An 18,847-nucleotide genomic window follows, 5' to 3' on the forward strand; every position below is an offset into this window, starting at 1 on the left:
TGTCACCCACCGCAGAGGAGACGTCAGCCGTCGTGCAGGGTACGGCGCGGTGAGCGGTCGTAGGAGTGCCGGTAGAGGGTGGCGAAGCGGCCCGGGTGGTAGAAGCCCCAGCGGGCGGCGATGTCGCTGACCGTGGCTCCGTCCCCGGGGTCGGCGGCCCCCAGCTCGTCATGCGCGTGGGACAGGCGGACCTGCCGGACGTACGCGAGCGGCGTGGTGTCCAGGTGCCGGCGGAAGGCGTACTGCAGCGCGCGGACGCTGATGTGGGCCGCCTCCGCGATCTGGGCGGCCGTGAGGGGCTGGTCGGCGTGGTCGTCGATGTGGGCGAGGGCGCGGCGCAGGGCGGCGGGGTGGGCGTCCTGGCGCTCGCAGCCGGTGGGGTCGGCGGAGGCCGTGTGGGGGAACGTGGCCAGGACGGTCGCGGCGAGGTGCTGGGCGGCGGTGGAGGCGACGAGCGGCTGGTCGGCGACCGCGGGATCCGACAGCACGTGGTCCTGCACATAGCGGATGGTCGACCGCAGCCGGTCGCCCGCGGCGGGGGTGTGCGGCCGGTGTCCGGTCAGCCGGACCGGTTCCGGGCGCCGTCCGCCCGTGGCCCCCGCGACCTGGGTGAGCAGTTCCGGGTCCAGCATGGTGATGTTGTAGCGGGCCGCGTGGACACGGCCCGCGTAGGACAGTTCCGGAGGGGCGAAGGACACCACGTCACCGGGGCCGAAGGAGTCCGAGACACCCTGGTAGACGTGGTCCTCGATGGTGCCCTCGTGGACGACGCACAGGCAGATCCGGCCCAGCGGGGTGACGGCGTAGCTCATGTCGAAGTCGAGTTCGAGTTCGTCGACGCTGACCGAGTCGATGGCAGTGCGGTGGATCCGGGCACGACCGCTGTCCGAGGTACCGCTGCCGATCCGCATCTTCGCGTAGGCATGACTGAGGAAGTCCTCAGTACGGTCCAGGTCGTCGCTGTCGAATGTCAGCGTCTCCATCGCAGCGAGGTCCTCCTGCTCTCGGCTCGGCTCCTCTTTCGCACATACCCGCGAATGTCACGATGCTTCGCGACCGCGTTTCGTTTTCTGTCCTGCCAGGTCACAAGGTGTGCGTCCGGTGACTCGTCGCGGACGGGCCCATCCGTCCAGGCTGGACGGGCGGTGGCTGCGAAGTCGCCGGGCAACAGAGGGAGAGGGCGACAGGACTGCATGACGCAACGCGAAGAGCCGGCCGACAAGATCGAAGAACTTGAGGAGGAAATCGCCCAGCTCCGGCAGGCCCTTGTCTCTCACGCCGTCGTCGACCAGGCGATCGGTGTCGTCCTCGCCCTCAGCGGTCTCCGTCCCGACCAGGGGTGGGAGGTCCTCAAGACCGTGTCCCAGCGCACCAACACCAAGCTGCGTGACATCGCCCAGCACGTCGTGCGCTGGCCCGACCTCGGCAGCCTGCCGGCGGAGATCCACCCCGCACTGCGCATCGCCCTGACCGAGGCGCACGCGGCGCACGGAGGCCGGTCGCTGATACGGCAGGAACAGCGGTGCAGGCGCTACCGCAGGGCCCCCTCCGGGAAATCCGAGTGACGAGCCGGGGCGCCTGTGCGTACCGTTGACCGTATGGAGATCAGCAGCGGTACCCACACCGCAGCCGCGCGAGCGACCAGCTCGCCGGCTGCCGACGCCTGACCTCCCCACTCCCCCGGCGGCCGGAAACGGACCGCCGGTGCAGGACCTCTGGTCGCCGTCTGTTCCCGCGGTCGTTTCCGGTCCCACGAGACCGAAGGACCACTGCCATGGACACGGACCGGACCGTACGCGTCTTCACCGACTTCTACCGCGAGCGCGGACACCACCTGATCACGGGCAGCACACTGCTGCCACCGCCCGGGGACCCGGTGCTGTTCACCACCTCGGGCATGCATCCGCTCACGCCTCATCTGGAGGGCCGCCCCCATCCCCGGGGCAGCCGCCTCGTCAATGTGCAGCGCTGTCTGCGCACCACCGATCTCGACGAGATCGGCGACTCCACCCACCTGACGGTGTTCGAGATGCTCGGCTCGTGGTCGCTCGGCGACTACGGCCACTCGCAGAGCCTGCGCTGGGGCTACGAGCTGCTCCGTGACGGGTTCGGCATCCCCCGGGAGAGACTCCACGTCACGGTCTTCGGCGGTGACGAGCAGGTGGGCCCCGATCTCGAATCGCTGCGCACCTGGCAGAAGTCGGGGGTGCCCGTGGAACTCACCCGGGAGGACAACTGGTGGTCCAACGGGCCCGTCGGCCCGTGCGGCCCCGACTCGGAGATCTTCGTGTGGACCGGCGGCACCCCGCCCCAGGGCACCCCCACCACGGACCCGCGGTGGGTGGAGATCTGGAACCACGTATTCATGCGGTACCGCCGCCTCGAGGACGGCTCTCTCCGGCCCCTCGATCGTCCGAGCGTCGACACCGGCATGGGGCTGGAGCGCCTGGTCACCATCCTGCAGGGCCATGACTCGGTCTACGACACCGACCTGTTCGAGCCGTGGATGCGACTGCTGCCTCCCCTGTGGGGGCTCGACGAGCCGTCGCTGCGTCTGGTCTGCGACCATCTGCGCTCCGGTGTCGTCGTGATCGGCGACGGGGTACGGCCGTCCAACACCGGCCGCGGTTACGTCCTGCGCCGCGTCGTCCGCCGCCTGCTCACCACCCTGCGGCGCAACGACCCGTCCCGCACCCTCTCCGACCTGCCGGTGGAGCTCCTCCAGCACACGCTGGACCACTTCCGTACGAGCTGCGGGACAGGGCTCGTCCGTGACGTGCTGCTGGAGGAGGAACGCCGGTTCGACAGGCTGCTGGAACGCGGTCGGCGTCTGCTGTCCGGGCCGCGGTACCGGGGGCCGCTGAGCGAGGAGGACTACGAGTACCTGCACGACACTCACGGCCTGCCCCGCGACCTGGTTCTCAGCCTGTGCCGGGAAGGGTGACGGCTACTCCGTGCGCAGAGCCGTCGCCGTACGGGCCCTGGCCGCCCAGCCCGCCGGGAGCATCGCGCCCAGCAGGGCGATGACGAGACCGGCCAGGCCCAGCAGGATCAGCTGCGGGGTGTCGTAGACGTCAAGGACGGACCTGGGCAGATCGGTGCCGGCCGCGTGTCCCATCACCGGGAGCACGAATCCGTGCAGGGCGTATCCGGCGGGGACACCGACGAGACCGCCGATCACGCCGATGCCGGCCACCGAGGCGAGGACGAGGCTCACGGTCTGCCGGGGTGACATGCCGAGCGCCTTGCACACGCCCAGGTCGTGGACGCGCTCCCGGGTGTCCAGAACCACGGAGTTGAGGACGCCGAGTCCTGCGACGGACACGAGCATCAGGGTGAGGAGTGCGGCCATCGTGTTCAGGATGAGCACGAAGTTGTCCTGCTCGGACGGCGCGTTGGCCCGGGCGTCGGCGCCGAGGGGCTCGATCCGCGCGGCGAGTTTCTCGGCGTACGCGACCGCGGAGACGCCCGGTTTCACGTCGACGAGGAACACCTGGGGCCTGGTCGCGGGAAAGTCGGCGGAGTTCGCATGGATCTCCAGCACGTCGTCCGAGGTGCCGAAGGCCTCTCCGACGATCCGCAGGACGACCGTCTCCTTCCCGACGGTCACGCGTACGGTGTCGCCGATCTCGGTACCGGTGGTCTCCAGGAACTGTCCGGGCACGACGACCTGGCCCGCGCCGGTGAGCCAGTGCCCGGAGATCATGGCGTAGGCGCCACGAGTGGAGTCGCCCTGGTAGAGGGTCGCCCGGACGGTTCCGGAGACCCCGGCCACCGTGGCGTCCTGCCCGCTCATGCCGTAGTACGAGGCGGTGCCCGACTGCGCCTTGATGGCGACGCTCACCTGTGCCGGGTCGGCCGGCTCGGGCTCCGCAGTGCCCGGAGCGGGGACGTGCTCGCCGCCCGCGACGGACGGACCGCCGGTGAAGACGGTCACCGCGGAACGGCTCTCGGGGTCCTGTATGGAACTGACCTCGTTCAGGGAGGAGGTGAGCCCGACGGCGAAGGTCGCCGCGATCGTGCCGAACGCCACGGCGAGCAGCATCGCGAGCGTGCGGACCGGATGCGCGAACGGACTGGCGAGACCGTAGGTCACCGCCCTGGGCAGCGGCAGCCGTCCCGCCGCGCGGTGCGCCCACTGGCCGCGCCCGGTGCGCGGGGCCCGGCCCACCGCGATGGCCTCGACCGTGCGCAGCCGCCCGGCCCGCAGCGCGGGGACGAAGGCCGCGATCCCGACGACCAGCAGGGCGCCCGCGGGGACCACCACGTCCACCCACCAGGCGACGGACAGGGTGGCGGTGCCGTACGCCTGCTCGGTGTCGTCGAGGAGCGGCACGGCCAGGAGATTGCCGAGGACCACTCCGAGCGCGATGCCCGCGGTTGCCGGGATGATCGCCTGGGCCACGTAGGCGCCGACGACTTCGCGTGGGGTGAAGCCGATGGCCTTGAGGATGCCGATCCTGCGCAGGCTGGTGCCGACCGCGCCGCTGATGACGCTGCCGACGATGATCACCGACATGACGATGCCGAGGACCCCGAAGGCGACCAGGAACGGGATGGTCGGGGCGGCGCCCCGGTCGGCGGCGCGCTTGGTGTCGAGGTACGACTGGGTGCCGAGGAGCGCACCGGCCGGGACGGCGGCGAGGAGCTTCTTGCGGCCGGCGGCGATGTCGCCCTTCGAGCCCGCCGAGGCGAAGCGGTAGAGCATCTGGCTGGTGACGGGGTGTTCCTCGGAGGCAAGGGCCCTGACTTGCGCGGGAGTCGCCCACAGGTCGGCGGTCTTGCTGGCCGAGGTGGCGAAACCGACGACCGTGAGAGTCGTGTCGGAGGCTGTCAGAGTGTCGCCCAGCTTGAAGGCGGGCCCCTGGTAGGAGGAGCTCAGCACGATCTCGCCCGGTTTCCTCGCCCACCGTCCGGACGTGAGGTCCAGGTCGTCGACGGCCGCGTGCGGACCGGTGCGTCCGACCAGGGTCATGGCCGGGGGCCGGCGGCCGGACGAGTCCGTCGCCTCGACGACCGTGGAGGGGTACGGCCCCGCGCTCGCGGTGACTTCGTCCAGCTGCCCGGTGGCCCCGAGCTGTTCGGCGGTGACCTTCGCCGGGTCGAACTCGGCGGTGAGGTGGGCGCCCTGCTGCGCGGCGAAGGCGTGGTCGAAGGGCGCGTTGGAGACGACCATGAGGGAACCCGCGACCACCGCCGCCGCCACGGCCATCATCGTGGCGATCGCGATGACGACGGTCTGCACGCGGCGCCGGCCCACTCCGGAGCGGACGACGCGGATGAGCGGTCCGGTCATCGCACGGCCTCCGCGCGGGAGTCGAGGGCGACATGGCCGTCGACGAGGTGGACGGTGCGGCTCGCGCAGGCCTCGGCCAGGGCCGGGTCGTGGGTGACGAGCACGATGGTCTGGCCGCCGCGGTGCAGGTCGACCAGCAGGTCCCGGACGTCCTGGCCCGAGACGCTGTCGAGGGCGCCGGTCGGTTCGTCGGCGAGCAGCAGTGCGGGCCGGTTCACCAACGCCCGGGCGACGGCGACCCGTTGGCGTTCGCCGCCGGAGAGGCGGCCCGGGTAGGCGCGGGCGTGCTTCTGGATGCCCAGGACCTCCATGAGCTCGTTCGCCCGGCCCTCCGTCTTGCGCCGTGAGCTTCCCGTGAGCTGGGCGGGAAGCTGGATGTTGTCGAGGACGGTGAGGTCGTCGAGGAGGTTGAAGAACTGGAAGACCATGCCGATCCGTTCACGGCGGAACCGGGCCAGGGCGTGCTCGCCGAGCCGGTCGACCTGCTGCCCGGCGACGGTCACGGTGCCCTCGGTCGGCTTGTCGAGCCCTGCGACGAGGTTCAGCAGCGTGGACTTGCCGCTGCCGGAGGGGCCGGTCACGGCGAGGGCCTCACCCTGAGCGACGGAGAGGTCGAGCGGTCCGAGCGCGGGTGCGCCGGCGTTGTCGTAGCGCTTGGCCACGCCCTTCAGTTCGATCACTGCGGTCATGGGAGGTGCCCGTCCTGTCGGTCGTCGGGTCGTGTCCTTGTCGGCCTGGCGAAGGTATGGAAGGACGGGTCGCGGGCGCGTCGGCCGGAGCACCGAGATGCGGCCCTCCGTGCGGAGGACGCGCAGGCGGGGTCATCCCTGCGAAGTACGCCCGGCGGAGGGGACGCTGGTCGTGCAGACGGACGCGGCACGGGCCCGGGGACCGCGACAATGACCGCATGGAGACGGAGTACCTGCGGGGATGGCGTCGGCAGGTGCGTGTCGCGCTGCGGCCGGAGGCGAAGGGCGCTGGGCTGTCACGGCGGTCGGTGTGCTTCGACGTGCTGCTGGCCGTGCTGCTGACGGTGGTCGCGCTGGTGGTGGCGTCGCGTTATCCCGGTGACGGACCGGTACAGGTGTCGAAGATGGAGTACGGGGTGCCGGTTCCGCCCCGGCCTCCCGTTCTTCCGGGCGGGCGGATCGAGCCGCCGGTCTCCTCACCGCCGTGGGGACTGATCATGCTGTCGGCACTGCCGCTCGCGGCACGGCGGCGGTTTCCGCTGACCGTGTTCGCCGTGGTGCTCTGCGCGGGGCTGGCCATCGGCGACGACGCCTCCTGGATCAACGTGCTGACCTGCGTCATCGGCACCTACAGCGCGGTGATGCACAGCCGGCACCGGGCGGGAGCCATGGCCGGCCTTGTCGTCGCCGCCGTCCTCGCCGGCGTGGCCTTCCGGTCGACGCAGCCGGTGCTGCCCGGCTGGTCGAGTCCCGGGGTGGTGCTGCTGGTCGCCGGGGTGCTGGCCACCGTGGTCCGGTCCGGGCGACGGCGGCTTGCGGCCAGCCGCGACCGGTTCACGGCACTGGAGCGAGCCCACGAGGAGACGACGCGCAGGGCCGTGGAGGAGGAACGGGCCCGGATCGCCGCCGAGTTGCACGACGTCGTGACCCACAATGTGAGCGTGATGGTCATCCAGGCGGGCGCCGCGCGCAAGGTCATGGACGCGGCCCCGGAGCGGTCCAAGGAGGCGCTGCTCGCGGTCGAGGCCGGGGGCCGGGCCGCGATGGCCGAACTCCGGCATGTGATGGGCCTGTTGGCCGCGCCGGACACCGGCCGCCCGGACTCCCCCGCCGACGGCCTCGAACCGCAGCCGGGTCTCGGGCAGTTGGACGCGCTGATCGACCGGGTGCGGGCCGCCGGGACACCGGTCGGCGTCGCGGTCTCGCTGCCCCCGGAACCACTGCCGCCCGGCGTGGACCTCACGGCGTACCGCGTGGTCCAGGAGGCGCTGACCAACACCATCAAGCACGCGCCCGGCGCCGAGGCCGTCGTCACGGTCGGCTGGTCCGGTGACCGGTTGGAGATCGAGGTCATGGACACCGGCGGAGTGCGCGACGGGGTGCCCGCGGACGGGAACGGCCGCGGGCTGATCGGTCTGCGGGAGCGCCTCGCGGTCTACGGCGGCGAACTGACGGCCGGCCCGACCCTCGCCGGGGGCTTCCGGATCAGGGCGGAGGTGCCGTGGCGGACAGGATGAGCGTCCACGGTTCCACGGGGCGGCTCTGGCAGCGGTGGCGCGGGGTGGCTTCGGCGAACGGCATGGGCAAGGGGTGACTGCGTTGGCCGACGACGTGAACGGCATGGGCGAGGGGTGACTGCGTTGGCCGACGACGTGAACGGCGACAGGCTGCGGGCCGTCATCGCCGACGACCAGGCCCTCGTACGGACGGGGTTCGGGATGATCCTGACCGCGGACGGCATCGAGGTGACGGCGGAGGCGGCGGACGGGGCGGAGGCGGTCGCCGCGGTCCGGCGCACGCGCCCCGACGTCGTCCTCATGGACATCCGGATGCCGGGCATGGACGGCATCGAGGCCACCCGGCGGATCCTCGCCGACGACACCGCGGGCGAGATCCGGGTGATCATCCTGACCACGTACGACCTCGACCACTACGTCTACGCCGCGCTCACCGCCGGGGCCAGTGGCTTCCTCCTCAAGGACGTCACGCCCGAGCATCTGGTGGCCGCCATACGGCTGGTGCGGTCCGGCGACGCCCTGCTGGCGCCCACGATCACGCGCCGTCTGATCGAGCGCTTCGCCCGGCGTGAGGAGGCCGCCCCCTCGGCCGGCCCGCACCGGGAGCTGTCCGGACTGACACCACGTGAGCTGGAGGTGTTGCGGCTGCTGGCGACGGGGCTCAGCAACGCCGAGCTCGCGGAGCGGCTGTTCCTCAGTCCGACGACGGTGAAGACGCACATCGGCCGGATCCTGTCGAAGCTGGAGCTGCGCGACCGTGTCCAGGCGGTGGTCCTCGCCTACGAGAGCGGGCTGATCACACCGGGCGGCACCGCGGAAGGTGCCCTCCGCGGCCCCTAGGACATCAGTCCTGCCGCGACCGTCGCCCCCAGTTCCCAGCACGCCTCGATGTCGGCCTTGGCCGGTTCGCCGGTGACGGTCACCGGTTCGGCCGCGCTGCGCCAGCCGAGACCCGTCGTGATCGACTCGATGCCGCGCAGGGCTCCGGTGACGTCGTTGCCGCCGTGCACGTAGACGCCGAACGGGCGGCCGCGCGTCTCGTCGAGGCAGGGGTAGTAGACCTGGTCGAAGAAGTGCTTGAGGGCTCCGGACATGTACCCGAGGTTGGCCGGGGTGCCCAGCAGGTAGCCGTCCGCCTCCAGCACGTCCGAGGCCGTGGCGGACAGGGCCGCGCGGCGCACGACACGGACGTCCTCGATCTCCGGCGCCGTCGCACCGGAGACGACGGCTTCGAACATCGCCTGGCAGTTGGGCGAGGGCGTGTGATGCACGATCAGCAGGGTGGCCACGGTCGAACCCTGCCCGCCTCGGCTTTCGTCCGCAAGCCGTGCCGTGGTCGGGCACTGCCGGGCTACGATGCCCGGACACCGCGAGGGGGGAGCAGGTCGTGGCGGACAAAGGGCAACGGGCAGCAGCGGTCTTCGACGCGCTGGGGCTGACGTACGAGAAGGCGTTCGCGCGTTCCGAGGCTCACCTGGCGTCCCTGGAGTGGCTGCTCGGGAGGCTCGGCCCCGGGAGCCGGATCCTGGACGTCGGCAGCGGAACCGGCCGCCCCACGGCGTCGACGCTGGTGGCAGCGGGCCACGAGGTGCTGGGAGTGGACGTCTCGCCCGTCATGGTCGACCTCGCCGCCCGGCAGGTGCCGCAGGCCGTGTTCCGCCAGGCGGACATCCGCGAACTGCCGTTGGAGAAGGACTCGTTCGACGCGGTGTGCGTGTACTTCTCGCTGCTCCAGATGACTCGCGCGGAGCAGTCGGAGGTGCTGGGGCGGTTGGCGCGGGCCCTGCGGCCGGGCGGGAGCCTCGTGCTTGCCACCGTGCCCGCGGACGTGGAGGACCTGGCGGTCGAGTTCATGGGACAGCCTGTCCGGGCCACGAGTTTCGCCGCGGAGGACGTGGTGACCGTAGTGCGCGACGCGGGTCTGGCCGTGCAGCACGAGGAGGCAGTGGAGTTCACCCCGGACCATCCCGAAGGCGCCACCGAACCGCATCTGTTCCTGTACTGCGGGCTTCCTGCGCGAGCACATTGAACGCAGTGATCAGGGCTGTGACTCCTCCGCCGTCTTCCGCCGACGGCCGTGGCCGTGGCCGCGAGCCTGTCCGCCGTCGTCTCCCCCAGGCACGCCTCCGGCCCGACACCGAGCGCCTGTGGGCCCGTTGTCGCCGCCGAGGCCTCCCTCACACCGGCCAGGACGACGACGGCGCGTAGGGGGATCCGGCCGTCGACGGCCCCGGTACACCGGACAACCGACAGCGACGGCGTGGCGCCGACTCGTCTCCACGCCATCCGCTCCCGGGGCGCGCCCGGCACAGGAAGGGGGCGCCCTTCGTCGGTCAGCGCACGGCCGCCTGCACATACGGAACCAGTCTCACCGGCCCCACCAGACCGTGGTCCTGGCGGGCGACCCCGCCGAACACCGTGGGCTGCGCGACCCTGAGCCGGTTGATGAGCGGGGTCGCCACCTCTATCTCGAGCGTGTTCTCACCGCGCCGCAGGAAGGGGCCGAGGTCGACGACGGGGTGGAGCCGGTCGGCCGCGGGCAGGCGCCTGCCGTTGACGCTCACCCGGAAGGTGTCGCTGATCTGCCCCAGCTCCAACTCGGCGCCGTGGGACGACGTCCAGTCGGCCGGCAGGGTGACCGTGGTGCGGTACCGGCCGATGCCCGCGGAGTCGGCCAGTTCGGGGATCTGCGACCAGGGCCGCAGCGGGTCGAGCGTGAGGCTGTGCCGGACGTGTTCGGTGCGGGTGGCGTCCGAGCCCGGGTACCAGTCCTCGACGTCCAGTTCCCAGCGGGCCGGTGTGATCGGCGCGGGCACGGCGGGGGTCCTGGTGGTGGCGGTACGGCCCTGGGACAGGCGTGTGGTCCAGGTACCGGCGGTGCGGGCACGCAGGGTCAGCCCTCGGTCGGTGAACAGCACCGCGTCGGCGTCGGTCGCCTCGGCGTGCGCACTGGTGCCATGGCGGTCGCCGAACAGCCCCGGCCGTCCCAGGGCGACGATCATCGTCTGCCCCGGCTGGAGCGTGACCCGCAGGGTGATGTCGGCCCCGTCCTCGGTGTAGCGCGCGATCCGGACCGCCTCGCCCGTCCAGGGATCGAGCAGATACGGCACCGTCCTGCCGCCGTGGCTGCGGCGCAGGGTGACGTCGTGGTCGATCGCGGCCACGGGCGGCTTGACCGTCTCGGCGTGCTTGCCGTTGCAGAGGTAGTAGAAGTCCGCATCGGCGGTGACGCGGTGGGCGTTGAGGAGCGTGGACGCGGTGGCGTGCCGTACGTCGGCGCTCACCCCGAGCCCGGCGAGGGCGTCGCCGACCGCGGCCTTGTCGGTGACCCGGATGACGTGGGGCAGCGTGAGCAGCCGGGCGAGGATGTCGCGCAGCCGGTCCGTCTCCCCCTGGTCCGGGACGCCGGGAGTCAGCGCCTGGTCGAAGGCTCCGAACAGGACCACGGGGAGTCCCGCCTCGGCCAGGGCGAGGATCTTGCGGGCGTCCTCGACGGCGAGCGTGGGGGTGGAGCCGTAGAAGAAGTCGCCCTCGACGAACAGGGCCTTGTAGGCGGGGCCGTCGGGGGCGAGCCGGCCGTCCGAGACGGTGGCGGAGGGCAGGTCGAGGAGGGGGCCGCTGAGGAACTGGTGGGTCCAGCCGAGGGGGACGCCGGTCGCCGTGAACCAGGAGGCGCCGATTCCGGTGGCGGTGTAGCCGGTCTGCCGGAACACGGCGACGTCCGCTCTGGCGGTACCGGTCTGCAGCACCTGGTGGACGCGGCCCAGGTATCCGGAGATGTCCTGGACGTGCCGCCAGGTGGGCTGGCGCGGGCCCCACGACTCGCCGTAGCCGGCGGTGCCGTTGTACGGGCTGAAGGCGGCGAATCCCGGCCAGTTGACGCCGGGGGCGGTGGCGTAGGAGAAGCCGTGCACGACGGTCTGGTTGACGCCGGCCGCGTAGGCGCCACCCATGGTGCGCAGGAAGCGGTCCCAGGTGGTGCTGTACGCGGATCCGTTGTAGGCGCCCGCCTCGCAGGACAGGACGGTCCGTCCGGCCATGTCCCGGCCGCCGGCCAGGCAGCGGTAGTCGTCCAGGTTCTTGAAGCCGAGGGACTCGCCCTCGGGGACGTCGAGGATCGCGGCCGCGGCGATGGCGTCCGTCTGGAGGCCGTAGGGCTGCGAGCGCAGGGTCATGCCGAGGATGTGCGCCCAGTCCCGCAGGGCCGTCAGGTGGTGGCGGTTGAAGAGGCCGGAGACGGTCTCCCAGAAGTCGTGGCGGATCTGGCGGGTGAACTGGGCCTCGAAGGCGAAGACCTGGTTGCTGTTGTCCAGGACGAGGGCGGGCAGGTACGGCAGCAGCGGCCGTCCGGTGTGCTTCTCGAAGGCCTCGGGCAGCAGGGGTGTCCAGGTCAGGCCGTCGGTCTCCAGCTCCACGGAGTCCTCGAAGAAGGAGCCGCCCGCGGCTCGCAACAGGCGCCGCACGGAGGGGGTCAGCAGGTGGTCCTGCCAGTAGGAGGTGACCGCGGTGGTGCCGGCCGGGCTGAAGTGGTCGACGGCATAGGCGGCCGGGGCGGAGTGGGGGCCGGACTCGGGCTGCTGGCCCGAACCACGCACCCAGTAGGAGATGAGCACCCAGTCCCCGCCCCCGGGCGCGGTCCAGGTCAGCGTGCCGTCGGTGACGGTCGCGGTGAGGTCCTGGACGCTGTCCGGGTCGAGTCCGGTCTCCTTGCGGGTCGAGTGGGCGGGCTCGACCCGGGCGGCCTGTACGGCGAGGAGCTGCTGACGGGTCACCCCCGCGGCCGTGGCGTGGACGGGTGGCGGGACGGGCCCCTGGTAGGTGCTCCCACCGGTCAACGAGGCGCGGCCGTGGGCGAGTTCCTTGGCGGCGGCGTCGTCGTCGGGCGTGAGACCGGGGACGGCCACGGGCCAGCTGGGACCGAGGGTGAGGTCGACGGTGAGACCCCGTCTCGCCGCGCGGCGCAGCGCGGCCTCGACGCCGTCCCGCCAGGGCCCGCTCCCCCAGCCGTGGTGTGCGGCGTCCAGGACCGACTTGTCCTTGATGCTGTGGTGGACGGCGGCGATCTCCACACCGCCGAAGCCCGCGTCCGCGATCTGGTCGATCTCGCGGGCGATCTCGTCCGGGTCCACGAGACCGTCCGGCCACCACCAGCGGAACCGGGGCCGCACGGAGCGGGCGGGGGCCGCGAACCAGTCGGCGGCGCCTTCCGTCCCGGCCACCGCCGACGAGGCCCCCACCCCGAGCGCCAGGGCGGCGCCCGCGGTCAGTCCGGCGGCCAGGACCGCGCGTCGGGACATGCCGTCGCGCTGCGGGTTGGCTTCATGCATAGGGGCGCCCCAAAGTATTGAATCGTTTCAATCACCGGCAAACGCCGGAACGTTAAGCCGCCGTTCCGGCCGAGGTCAAGATGCGTGCGGTGCGAGTGCCGCGGCGAGCGCGTCCAGATGGTCCGCGACGGGACCGGCGGTGAGCAAGCCGCTTGCGGCGCCCGCGAGTTCACCCCTCGCGGGTTCGAGCGCGCTCTGGGCACGCCGCATCAGCACACGGTCGTCCACCTGGATCGCCGCGCGGGCGAGGAGGCTCCACAGGGCCTCGTACAGGAGGTCCCCGGGCGGGGAAGGCACGGAAGCCAGCAGGCGTACGGCGTCCTGGTCGCGCCCTTCGGCGAGCAGCAACAGGGGGCGCACCCACGGCTCGTAGGGGCCCCAGTCGGTGTGCGGGTCGGCGGTGACGGGGAGGCCGTGGTGCAGCCGCAGGCACAGCAGGGCGAGCGGCAGCAACCCCTGCTCCAGGCCAGGCATTCCGGCGCCCTCGAGGCACGTGGCGGCGGCCCGGTACGCGGAGTCGCCGATCTGCGCGGGCTCTGTCGTCGCGGTGCGCAGGGCGCGGTACCACGTGGTGAAGACGGCGACGAGAGGCAGTTCGTGCCGTTCGGCGAGGGCGTCGGCGGCGGCCGCGTGTCGGTCGGCCGCCGTGAAGCAGGCGGTGGCGCAGTGCGCTTGGAGCCGGATCAGGTGGCCGAGGACCTCGTAGGTGAACAGGCCGTGCCGAGCGGCCACTTCGGTGATCTCCGCGCCGATCCCGTCCCGCCGGGCAGCGAGTCCGGCTCGTTCGAAGGTCTGCATGAACAGGCCGTTGAGGGCGAAGACGAGCAGGCTGGCGTCTTCGAGCCGGCGTGCGCTCTCCACGGCCCGATGGGCCGCCTGGAGGGCGCGCGCCCCCTCGAGGAGCGTGCCGCGGGACTCCACCGCCACGGTGGCCAGGAGCCGTGCCCTTGCCGCCTCGGACGCGCCGGGCGGCAGGAGGAGCAGGGTGCGTTCCGCCGCACCCACCAGCCGGCCGGCCTGGGCGGGGTCGTCGGAACGGGTCCAGACGGCGGGGACGTCGTAGACGCCGATGACACGCGCCGTCAGCTCCGGATCGCCCAGCTGCTCCGCCGCCGCCACGGCCGCCGCGCGGTGCCTGCGGGCCGCTTCCAGTCCGCCGCCCCCGGTGACGGCGAGATCGCGCATCAACCCCGCGGTCGACTCCAGGCGGGTGCGTGCCCGCGCAGGGACCATGCTCGCGTACGACGCGGAGGCCTGCGCCCAGACCTGCGCGGCCGGGTCCGAGGGGCCCGGGTCCAGGTGGTCGGCGTGCCGCAGGATGTCCTGCTCGGTGCGGCTCAGCCGCGGGCCCGGCTCCACACCGAGGTGCTCGCCCAGCAGCTGTCGGGCACGCCGCAGGACGGACAGGGCGTCGGCCTGGCGTCCGCAGCGGTACAGGGCGAGGGCGAGCAGCTGCCAGGCGTCCTCCCGCCAGGGGTGCTCGGCCACATGGGCGTCGAGGTCCGCTGCCGCGTCGGCCGCGGCACCGAGGGCGAGCCGGCCCTCGGCCCGGCGCTCGACGGCGGTCAGCCGGAGCTCGGCGAGGCGGGAGCGTTCCGCGCGCGCCCAGCGCTCCTCGGCGAAGTCGGCGTAGGCGGGTCCGCGCCACAGCTCGAGAGCCTCGGTCAGCCGGGGCACCGCCTGCACGGGAGGAAGGTCCGCAGCGGCGGCGACCATCTCCTCGAACCGGCGGGCGTCGACATGGGCGGGTTCGGCGCGCAACGCGTAGCCGGGGCCTTCGGTGACGAGAAGGCGGGCCGGGGTCCGGCGGGGACGCTCGGGTTCCAGAGCACGCCTCAGCCCGGCGACGAAGGTCCGGACGGTGCCCACGGCATCCGCCGGCGAGTCCCCCTCCCAGAGGTCCTCCACCAGGCGGGGAACGGGCACGACCCGGCGGCGGGCGATGAGGAGGCGGGCCAGCACCGCACGGTGCCTCGGACCCTTCAGGGCGATCGGCTCCCCGGTCTCGTCCCAGGCCGCCACCGCCCCCAGGACCCCGAACTCGACCACACGCACGTACCTCAACGTACACGCGTTCATTCGTTGCTCATTCGCTCCCCGGATCCTGGGTTCATCGGCGCCCCGGGCCCGGACACCGATGCCTCCCACTCGCCGTACGACCGAAGAGAGCCCCGCCGTGAGACCCACCATCGCCGGATTCGAGTACCAGCGCGTGTCCGTCGCCGACGACGTGTCCCTCCAGGTGGCCGTGGGAGGGACCGGCACACCCGTGGTCCTGCTGCACGGCTTCCCGCAGACCCACCTGATGTGGCGCCACGTCGCGGCGGACCTGGCGGCCGACCACACCGTGATCTGCCCCGACCTGCGCGGCTACGGCGGCAGCGACAAGCCGCGCGAGGACGGCCCCCGCACCTACTCCAAGCGGACCATGGCGAACGACGTCGTCACCCTCGCCCGCCGGCTGGGGCACTCCCGGTTCACGCTGGCCGGGCACGACCGGGGCGCGCTGGTCGCCTTCCGCGCAGGCCTCGACCATCCGGACGCGGTCTCCCACCTGGCCTGTCTGGACGTCCTGCCGACACTCGACATGTGGGACGCCCTGCACGGCACGTCGGCCGCGGTCGCCTTCCATCTCTACCTCATGGCCCAGCCGCCCGGTCTCGCCGAGCGGATGATCTCCGCGAGCGCGGACGCGTTCTTCGGCCACTTCCTCGACGTGTGGGCGAACCGCCCCGACGCGATCCCGGCCCAGGTCCGTGCCGAGTACCTGCGGGCCTGCCGCGAGGCGGTGCCGTCGATCGTCGCCGACTACCGCGCCTCCGCGGGCATCGACGTCGAGCACGACGAGGCCGACCGGGCCGCGGAGAACCGGCTGGGCATGCCGGTGACCGTGCTCCAGCAGGACTGGGGAGCCGCGCTCGGCCACGACGCCACCGCCCTGTGGGCGGCCTGGGCCGACGACCTTCGTCATACGACCGTCACCTGCGGCCACTTCATGGCGGAGGAAGCACCGGCGGACGTGGCGAAGGCCGTTCGGGAACTCACTCTTCGAAGAGCGTGACCCGTTGCCTCCATATACCCCTCCCCCGTATCGTCCGGGGACAGGCGACACGGACGGAGGAACACCATGGACGTGGAAGGGTTCACCGCGGACGGTTACGGCCAAGTGCGCCAAGTCTTACAGCAGTTGGTGGACGAGGGTCTGGAGACCGGGGCGGGTGTCTCCGTCTGGCGTGACGGCCGTGAAGTGGTGCGGCTGAACGCCGGCTGGGCCGACGCCGGGCGCAGCCGCCCGTGGCGCGACGACACCCTCGTCATGCCGTACTCCCTGTCCAAGTCCTTCGTCACGCTCACCGCGCTGGCGGCCGTGCGCGACGGCGCCCTGGCGCTGGACGAGCCGATCGCCGCGCACTGGAAGGCGTACGGAGTCCACGGCAAGGAGCGGACCACCCTGCGCCAGGTGCTCACCCACCGGGCGGGCCAGCCCCGCTTCCCCGCCGCGGCCGCGGCTCTCGACCCGCTGGACGACGCCGGGCTGCGGCAGAGCCTGGAGGAGGAGGCACCGGAGTACGTCCCCGGCACATCCCTCGGGGAGCATGCCCTGACCTACGGCCATCTGGTCGACGGGGCCCTGCGGGCCGCCGCGGGGACGACTCTGGGGGAGCTCTTCCACGAGGTGGTGCGGCCCGCGCTCGGTCTGGACGCCTGGTTCGGCGTGCCGGACGACTCGCTGGAGCGGGTCGCCGACCTCGAGTACGCGCGGCCCGACTGGCCCGAACAGCTGCATGCCAGGCCGTGGTTGGAGATACCCGACGGCGTTCTGGACACGGCCCGGACGAACTCCCGGGCGTGGCGGCAGTCGGTGTTCGGGGCCACCAACCTCCAGACGACGGCGAGTTCGACGGCGGAGTTCTTCTCGCGTCTCACCGGCGAGGACGGGCCGGTGCGCCGGCTCCTGGGCCCCGACCTGCACGCCGAGCTCCTCGCCGCCCAGGTCACCGGCTTCGACGAGGTCTTCGGCACCCGGCTCACCTGGACGCTGGGCTTCGTCCGCGACAAGGGGAAGATCGCCAAGGGCGGGATCGGCGGGTCCGCGGCCTGGTGGTCGCTGCGGCACGGGCATGCCTGCGCCTATCTCACCCGCCGGCTGGACGACCATGTCCGGGCCGCGCGGATCGCCGCGGCCCTCGGGGACGACCTCACCGTGGTGGGCGAGGACTGAACGGCAGCTCGGACATCCGCAGATTCCAGCGGCCGTCGCGCCCGGTGAGTCCGACGGTGGACAGCGGGGGGACGTCGATTCTCCAGAACGCCTGGTGCGGTGCCCCCAGCGCGTGCACCACCGCGGCCCGTGCCACGGCCTGTTCGACCACCGCAAGCACACGTCCCGCGTCGGACGGCAGCGCGTCCAGCCAGGCGGCGACGCGGTCGCAGATCTGCTCCACGCTCTCCCCGCCGTGCGGTGCCGCCTCCGGATCGGTGAGCCAACTGACCAGTCCCGAGGCGTCGGTTGCCGCTATCTCGTCGAGGGTGCGGCCGTACCAGGAACCCATGTCGAGGTCCCGCAGCGCCGGTTGCGCGGTGACGGCCTCCCGTCCAAGGGCCTCGGCCGTCCCGGTGCAGCGGCGAGAAGGTGCCGTGTAGACGGTGCGGGCCTCGGGGAGGGTTCCGGCGGCGGCCTCCGCCCGGCGCAGTGCCCGCTCGTCGAGAGGGCCGTCGGCGAAGCGTACGGCGCGTTCCGTGCGGGCAGCGGCGCACAGGAGGGTGAGCCGGACGGCCATGGGGGCCCTTTCGTCGAGTCTCCGGGGGCAGTTCATCGTAGGTGGCGTACGCCATGTTGGCCGGAGCCCGCATTGCCCCTACCATCTGGGGCGACAAGGACGACGGCGCCACGGAAGTCCGGTGCAAGCCCGGCACGGTCGCGCCACTGTGTGCCACCCCTCGGCAGACGAGGTGGTGGTGAGTCAGACCCCACGCCGTCGTCGAGTGCTCCACACGATGCGGGACGCGTTGTTCCCGAGGAGGTCTCGCCATGGCGCAGTCCACTGCCGCCCCCACGCCCACCACCCCTGCGATCACCCCGCTGCCGGTGCGGGCGCTCGTCCCCTGGGCCGTCTTCTTCGGCGTCCTGATGCTCGTCCTGCTGTACTTCGTCGGCGCCGAACAGGGCGCCACCGCACTCGTCTCCGGCGAGGGCGTCCACGAGTGGGTGCACGACGCACGCCACCTGCTCGGCTTCCCCTGCCACTGAGGCGGGGCGGACCACCATGAACTCCACAGTCGTACGCACCCTGTTGGTGCGCGGCATGCTCGCAGGGCTCGGCGCCGGCGTCCTGGCCTTCGTCTTCGCCTATCTGGTCGGGGAGGGCCCGGTGGACGCGGCCATCGCCTTCGAGGAGGCCGGCTCCCACGAGCACGGCGAGGAACTCGTCAGCCGTTCCGTGCAGTCGACGGCCGGACTCGCCACCGGGGTCCTCGTCTTCGGGGTCGCCATCGGCGGCATCCTGGCGCTGGCGTTCTGCTTCGCGCTGGGCCGGATCGGCCGGTTCGGAGCCCGGGCGACCGCTGGTCTGACCGCGCTCGGCGGCTTCCTCACCGTCTATCTCGTACCGATCCTCAAGTATCCGGCGAATCCGCCCGCGGTGGGCGACCCGGACACCATCGACAAGCGCACGGCCCTGTTCGTCCTGATGATCGCGCTGAGCGTGCTCCTCGGGATCTGCACGGTCCTGCTGGGCCGCAGACTGGCCCCGGCCTGGGGCAACTGGAACGCCTCGACCGCGGCCGCCGTGGCCTTCGTCGCCGCGGTGGCGGTGGCGATGGTCGCCCTGCCCGCCGGGGACAACTCCCCGAAGGGTTTCCCGGCCACCGACCTGTGGGAGTTCCGCCTGGCCTCCCTCGGCGTCCAGGCCGTGCTGTGGGCGGGATTCGGGCTGCTCTTCGGCTACCTGGCGGAGCGGGTCCTCGAGCCGGAACGGGCTCGCGGCAAGGTCTCGGCGCTGGTCGCCTGACGGTGTG

16 protein-coding genes are annotated in these 18,847 nt (G+C 72.3%); 9 read left to right on the forward strand and 7 right to left on the reverse strand.

The annotated features are described in order from the left end of the window. Nucleotides 1-23 precede the first annotated feature (23 nt). Nucleotides 24-983: a helix-turn-helix transcriptional regulator gene (locus tag QF027_RS03130; protein WP_307072457.1), complete on the reverse strand. Its 960-nt coding sequence runs from the start codon at nucleotides 981-983 to the stop codon at nucleotides 24-26. 210 nt (nucleotides 984-1,193) lie between these two features. On the opposite strand from QF027_RS03130, the gene QF027_RS03135 reads away from it, so the two are divergent. Continuing rightward, nucleotides 1,194-1,565 carry an ANTAR domain-containing protein gene (locus QF027_RS03135; protein ID WP_306986234.1) on the forward strand — a complete coding sequence of 124 codons (372 nt, stop codon included), beginning with the start codon at nucleotides 1,194-1,196 and terminating at the stop codon, nucleotides 1,563-1,565. Between the two features lie 209 nt (nucleotides 1,566-1,774). After that, nucleotides 1,775-2,944, forward strand: a complete 1,170-nt coding sequence (locus QF027_RS03140) for an alanine--tRNA ligase-related protein (RefSeq protein ID WP_307072460.1) — start codon at nucleotides 1,775-1,777, stop codon at nucleotides 2,942-2,944. Between the two features lie 3 nt (nucleotides 2,945-2,947). On the opposite strand, the gene QF027_RS03145 is transcribed toward QF027_RS03140, so the two are convergent. Then, nucleotides 2,948-5,296 (reverse strand): ABC transporter permease, encoded by a 2,349-nt coding sequence (locus QF027_RS03145; protein ID WP_307072462.1) that lies wholly within the window; start codon nucleotides 5,294-5,296, stop codon nucleotides 2,948-2,950. After that, on the reverse strand, nucleotides 5,293-5,985 hold the full coding sequence (locus QF027_RS03150) for an ABC transporter ATP-binding protein (protein ID WP_306986231.1): 693 nt from the start codon (nucleotides 5,983-5,985) through the stop codon (nucleotides 5,293-5,295). Before QF027_RS03150 ends, QF027_RS03145 begins: the two co-directional genes overlap by 4 nt. A gap of 218 nt (nucleotides 5,986-6,203) precedes the next feature. Between QF027_RS03150 and QF027_RS03155 the strand changes: the two genes are divergently transcribed. Both QF027_RS03155 and QF027_RS03160 read left to right on the forward strand, forming a co-directional pair. Further along, nucleotides 6,204-7,502, forward strand: a complete 1,299-nt coding sequence (locus tag QF027_RS03155; RefSeq protein ID WP_307072464.1) for a sensor histidine kinase — start codon at nucleotides 6,204-6,206, stop codon at nucleotides 7,500-7,502. Between the two features lie 123 nt (nucleotides 7,503-7,625). Beyond that, nucleotides 7,626-8,342 carry a response regulator gene (locus tag QF027_RS03160; RefSeq protein WP_307072466.1) on the forward strand — a complete coding sequence of 239 codons (717 nt, stop codon included), beginning with the start codon at nucleotides 7,626-7,628 and terminating at the stop codon, nucleotides 8,340-8,342. Here QF027_RS03160 and QF027_RS03165 read toward each other — a convergent pair. Continuing rightward, nucleotides 8,339-8,791 carry a flavodoxin family protein gene (locus tag QF027_RS03165; RefSeq protein ID WP_306986228.1) on the reverse strand — a complete coding sequence of 151 codons (453 nt, stop codon included), beginning with the start codon at nucleotides 8,789-8,791 and terminating at the stop codon, nucleotides 8,339-8,341. The two genes, QF027_RS03160 and QF027_RS03165, sit on opposite strands and share 4 nt — an antisense overlap. 98 nt (nucleotides 8,792-8,889) lie before the next feature. On the opposite strand from QF027_RS03165, the gene QF027_RS03170 reads away from it, so the two are divergent. Continuing rightward, nucleotides 8,890-9,531 (forward strand): methyltransferase domain-containing protein, encoded by a 642-nt coding sequence (locus QF027_RS03170; RefSeq protein WP_307072468.1) that lies wholly within the window; start codon nucleotides 8,890-8,892, stop codon nucleotides 9,529-9,531. A 304-nt stretch (nucleotides 9,532-9,835) separates the two neighbouring features. On the opposite strand, the gene QF027_RS03175 is transcribed toward QF027_RS03170, so the two are convergent. Continuing rightward, entirely contained in the window at nucleotides 9,836-12,829 is a 2,994-nt protein-coding gene (locus QF027_RS03175) for a glycosyl hydrolase (protein WP_307072470.1), read from the reverse strand. Between the two features lie 75 nt (nucleotides 12,830-12,904). Continuing rightward, entirely contained in the window at nucleotides 12,905-14,884 is a 1,980-nt protein-coding gene (locus QF027_RS03180) for an AfsR/SARP family transcriptional regulator (RefSeq protein ID WP_307072472.1), read from the reverse strand. Nucleotides 14,885-15,005: 121 nt separating this feature from the next. On the opposite strand from QF027_RS03180, the gene QF027_RS03185 reads away from it, so the two are divergent. Then, the gene (locus QF027_RS03185) at nucleotides 15,006-15,890 is read left to right on the forward strand and encodes an alpha/beta fold hydrolase (RefSeq protein ID WP_307072474.1); all 885 of its coding nucleotides are present in this window, start codon (nucleotides 15,006-15,008) and stop codon (nucleotides 15,888-15,890) included. A gap of 66 nt (nucleotides 15,891-15,956) precedes the next feature. Continuing rightward, nucleotides 15,957-17,051 carry a serine hydrolase domain-containing protein gene (locus QF027_RS03190; RefSeq protein ID WP_307072476.1) on the forward strand — a complete coding sequence of 365 codons (1,095 nt, stop codon included), beginning with the start codon at nucleotides 15,957-15,959 and terminating at the stop codon, nucleotides 17,049-17,051. On the opposite strand, the gene QF027_RS03195 is transcribed toward QF027_RS03190, so the two are convergent. Then, the gene (locus tag QF027_RS03195; RefSeq protein ID WP_307072478.1) at nucleotides 17,029-17,610 is read right to left on the reverse strand and encodes a histidine phosphatase family protein; all 582 of its coding nucleotides are present in this window, start codon (nucleotides 17,608-17,610) and stop codon (nucleotides 17,029-17,031) included. The two genes, QF027_RS03190 and QF027_RS03195, sit on opposite strands and share 23 nt — an antisense overlap. Nucleotides 17,611-17,861: 251 nt before the next feature. Here QF027_RS03195 and QF027_RS03200 point away from each other — a divergent pair, with 251 nt between their 5' ends. Together QF027_RS03200 and QF027_RS03205 are read left to right on the forward strand one after the other, a co-directional pair. Further along, nucleotides 17,862-18,080, forward strand: a complete 219-nt coding sequence (locus tag QF027_RS03200; RefSeq protein ID WP_037712826.1) for a CbtB domain-containing protein — start codon at nucleotides 17,862-17,864, stop codon at nucleotides 18,078-18,080. A 16-nt stretch (nucleotides 18,081-18,096) separates the two neighbouring features. Next, nucleotides 18,097-18,840, forward strand: coding sequence for a CbtA family protein (locus QF027_RS03205; protein WP_307072481.1), 744 nt, complete (start codon nucleotides 18,097-18,099; stop codon nucleotides 18,838-18,840). Nucleotides 18,841-18,847 lie beyond the last annotated feature (7 nt).

The sequence above is a fragment of the Streptomyces canus genome (assembly GCF_030816965.1).
Classification (GTDB): domain Bacteria; phylum Actinomycetota; class Actinomycetes; order Streptomycetales; family Streptomycetaceae; genus Streptomyces; species Streptomyces canus_E.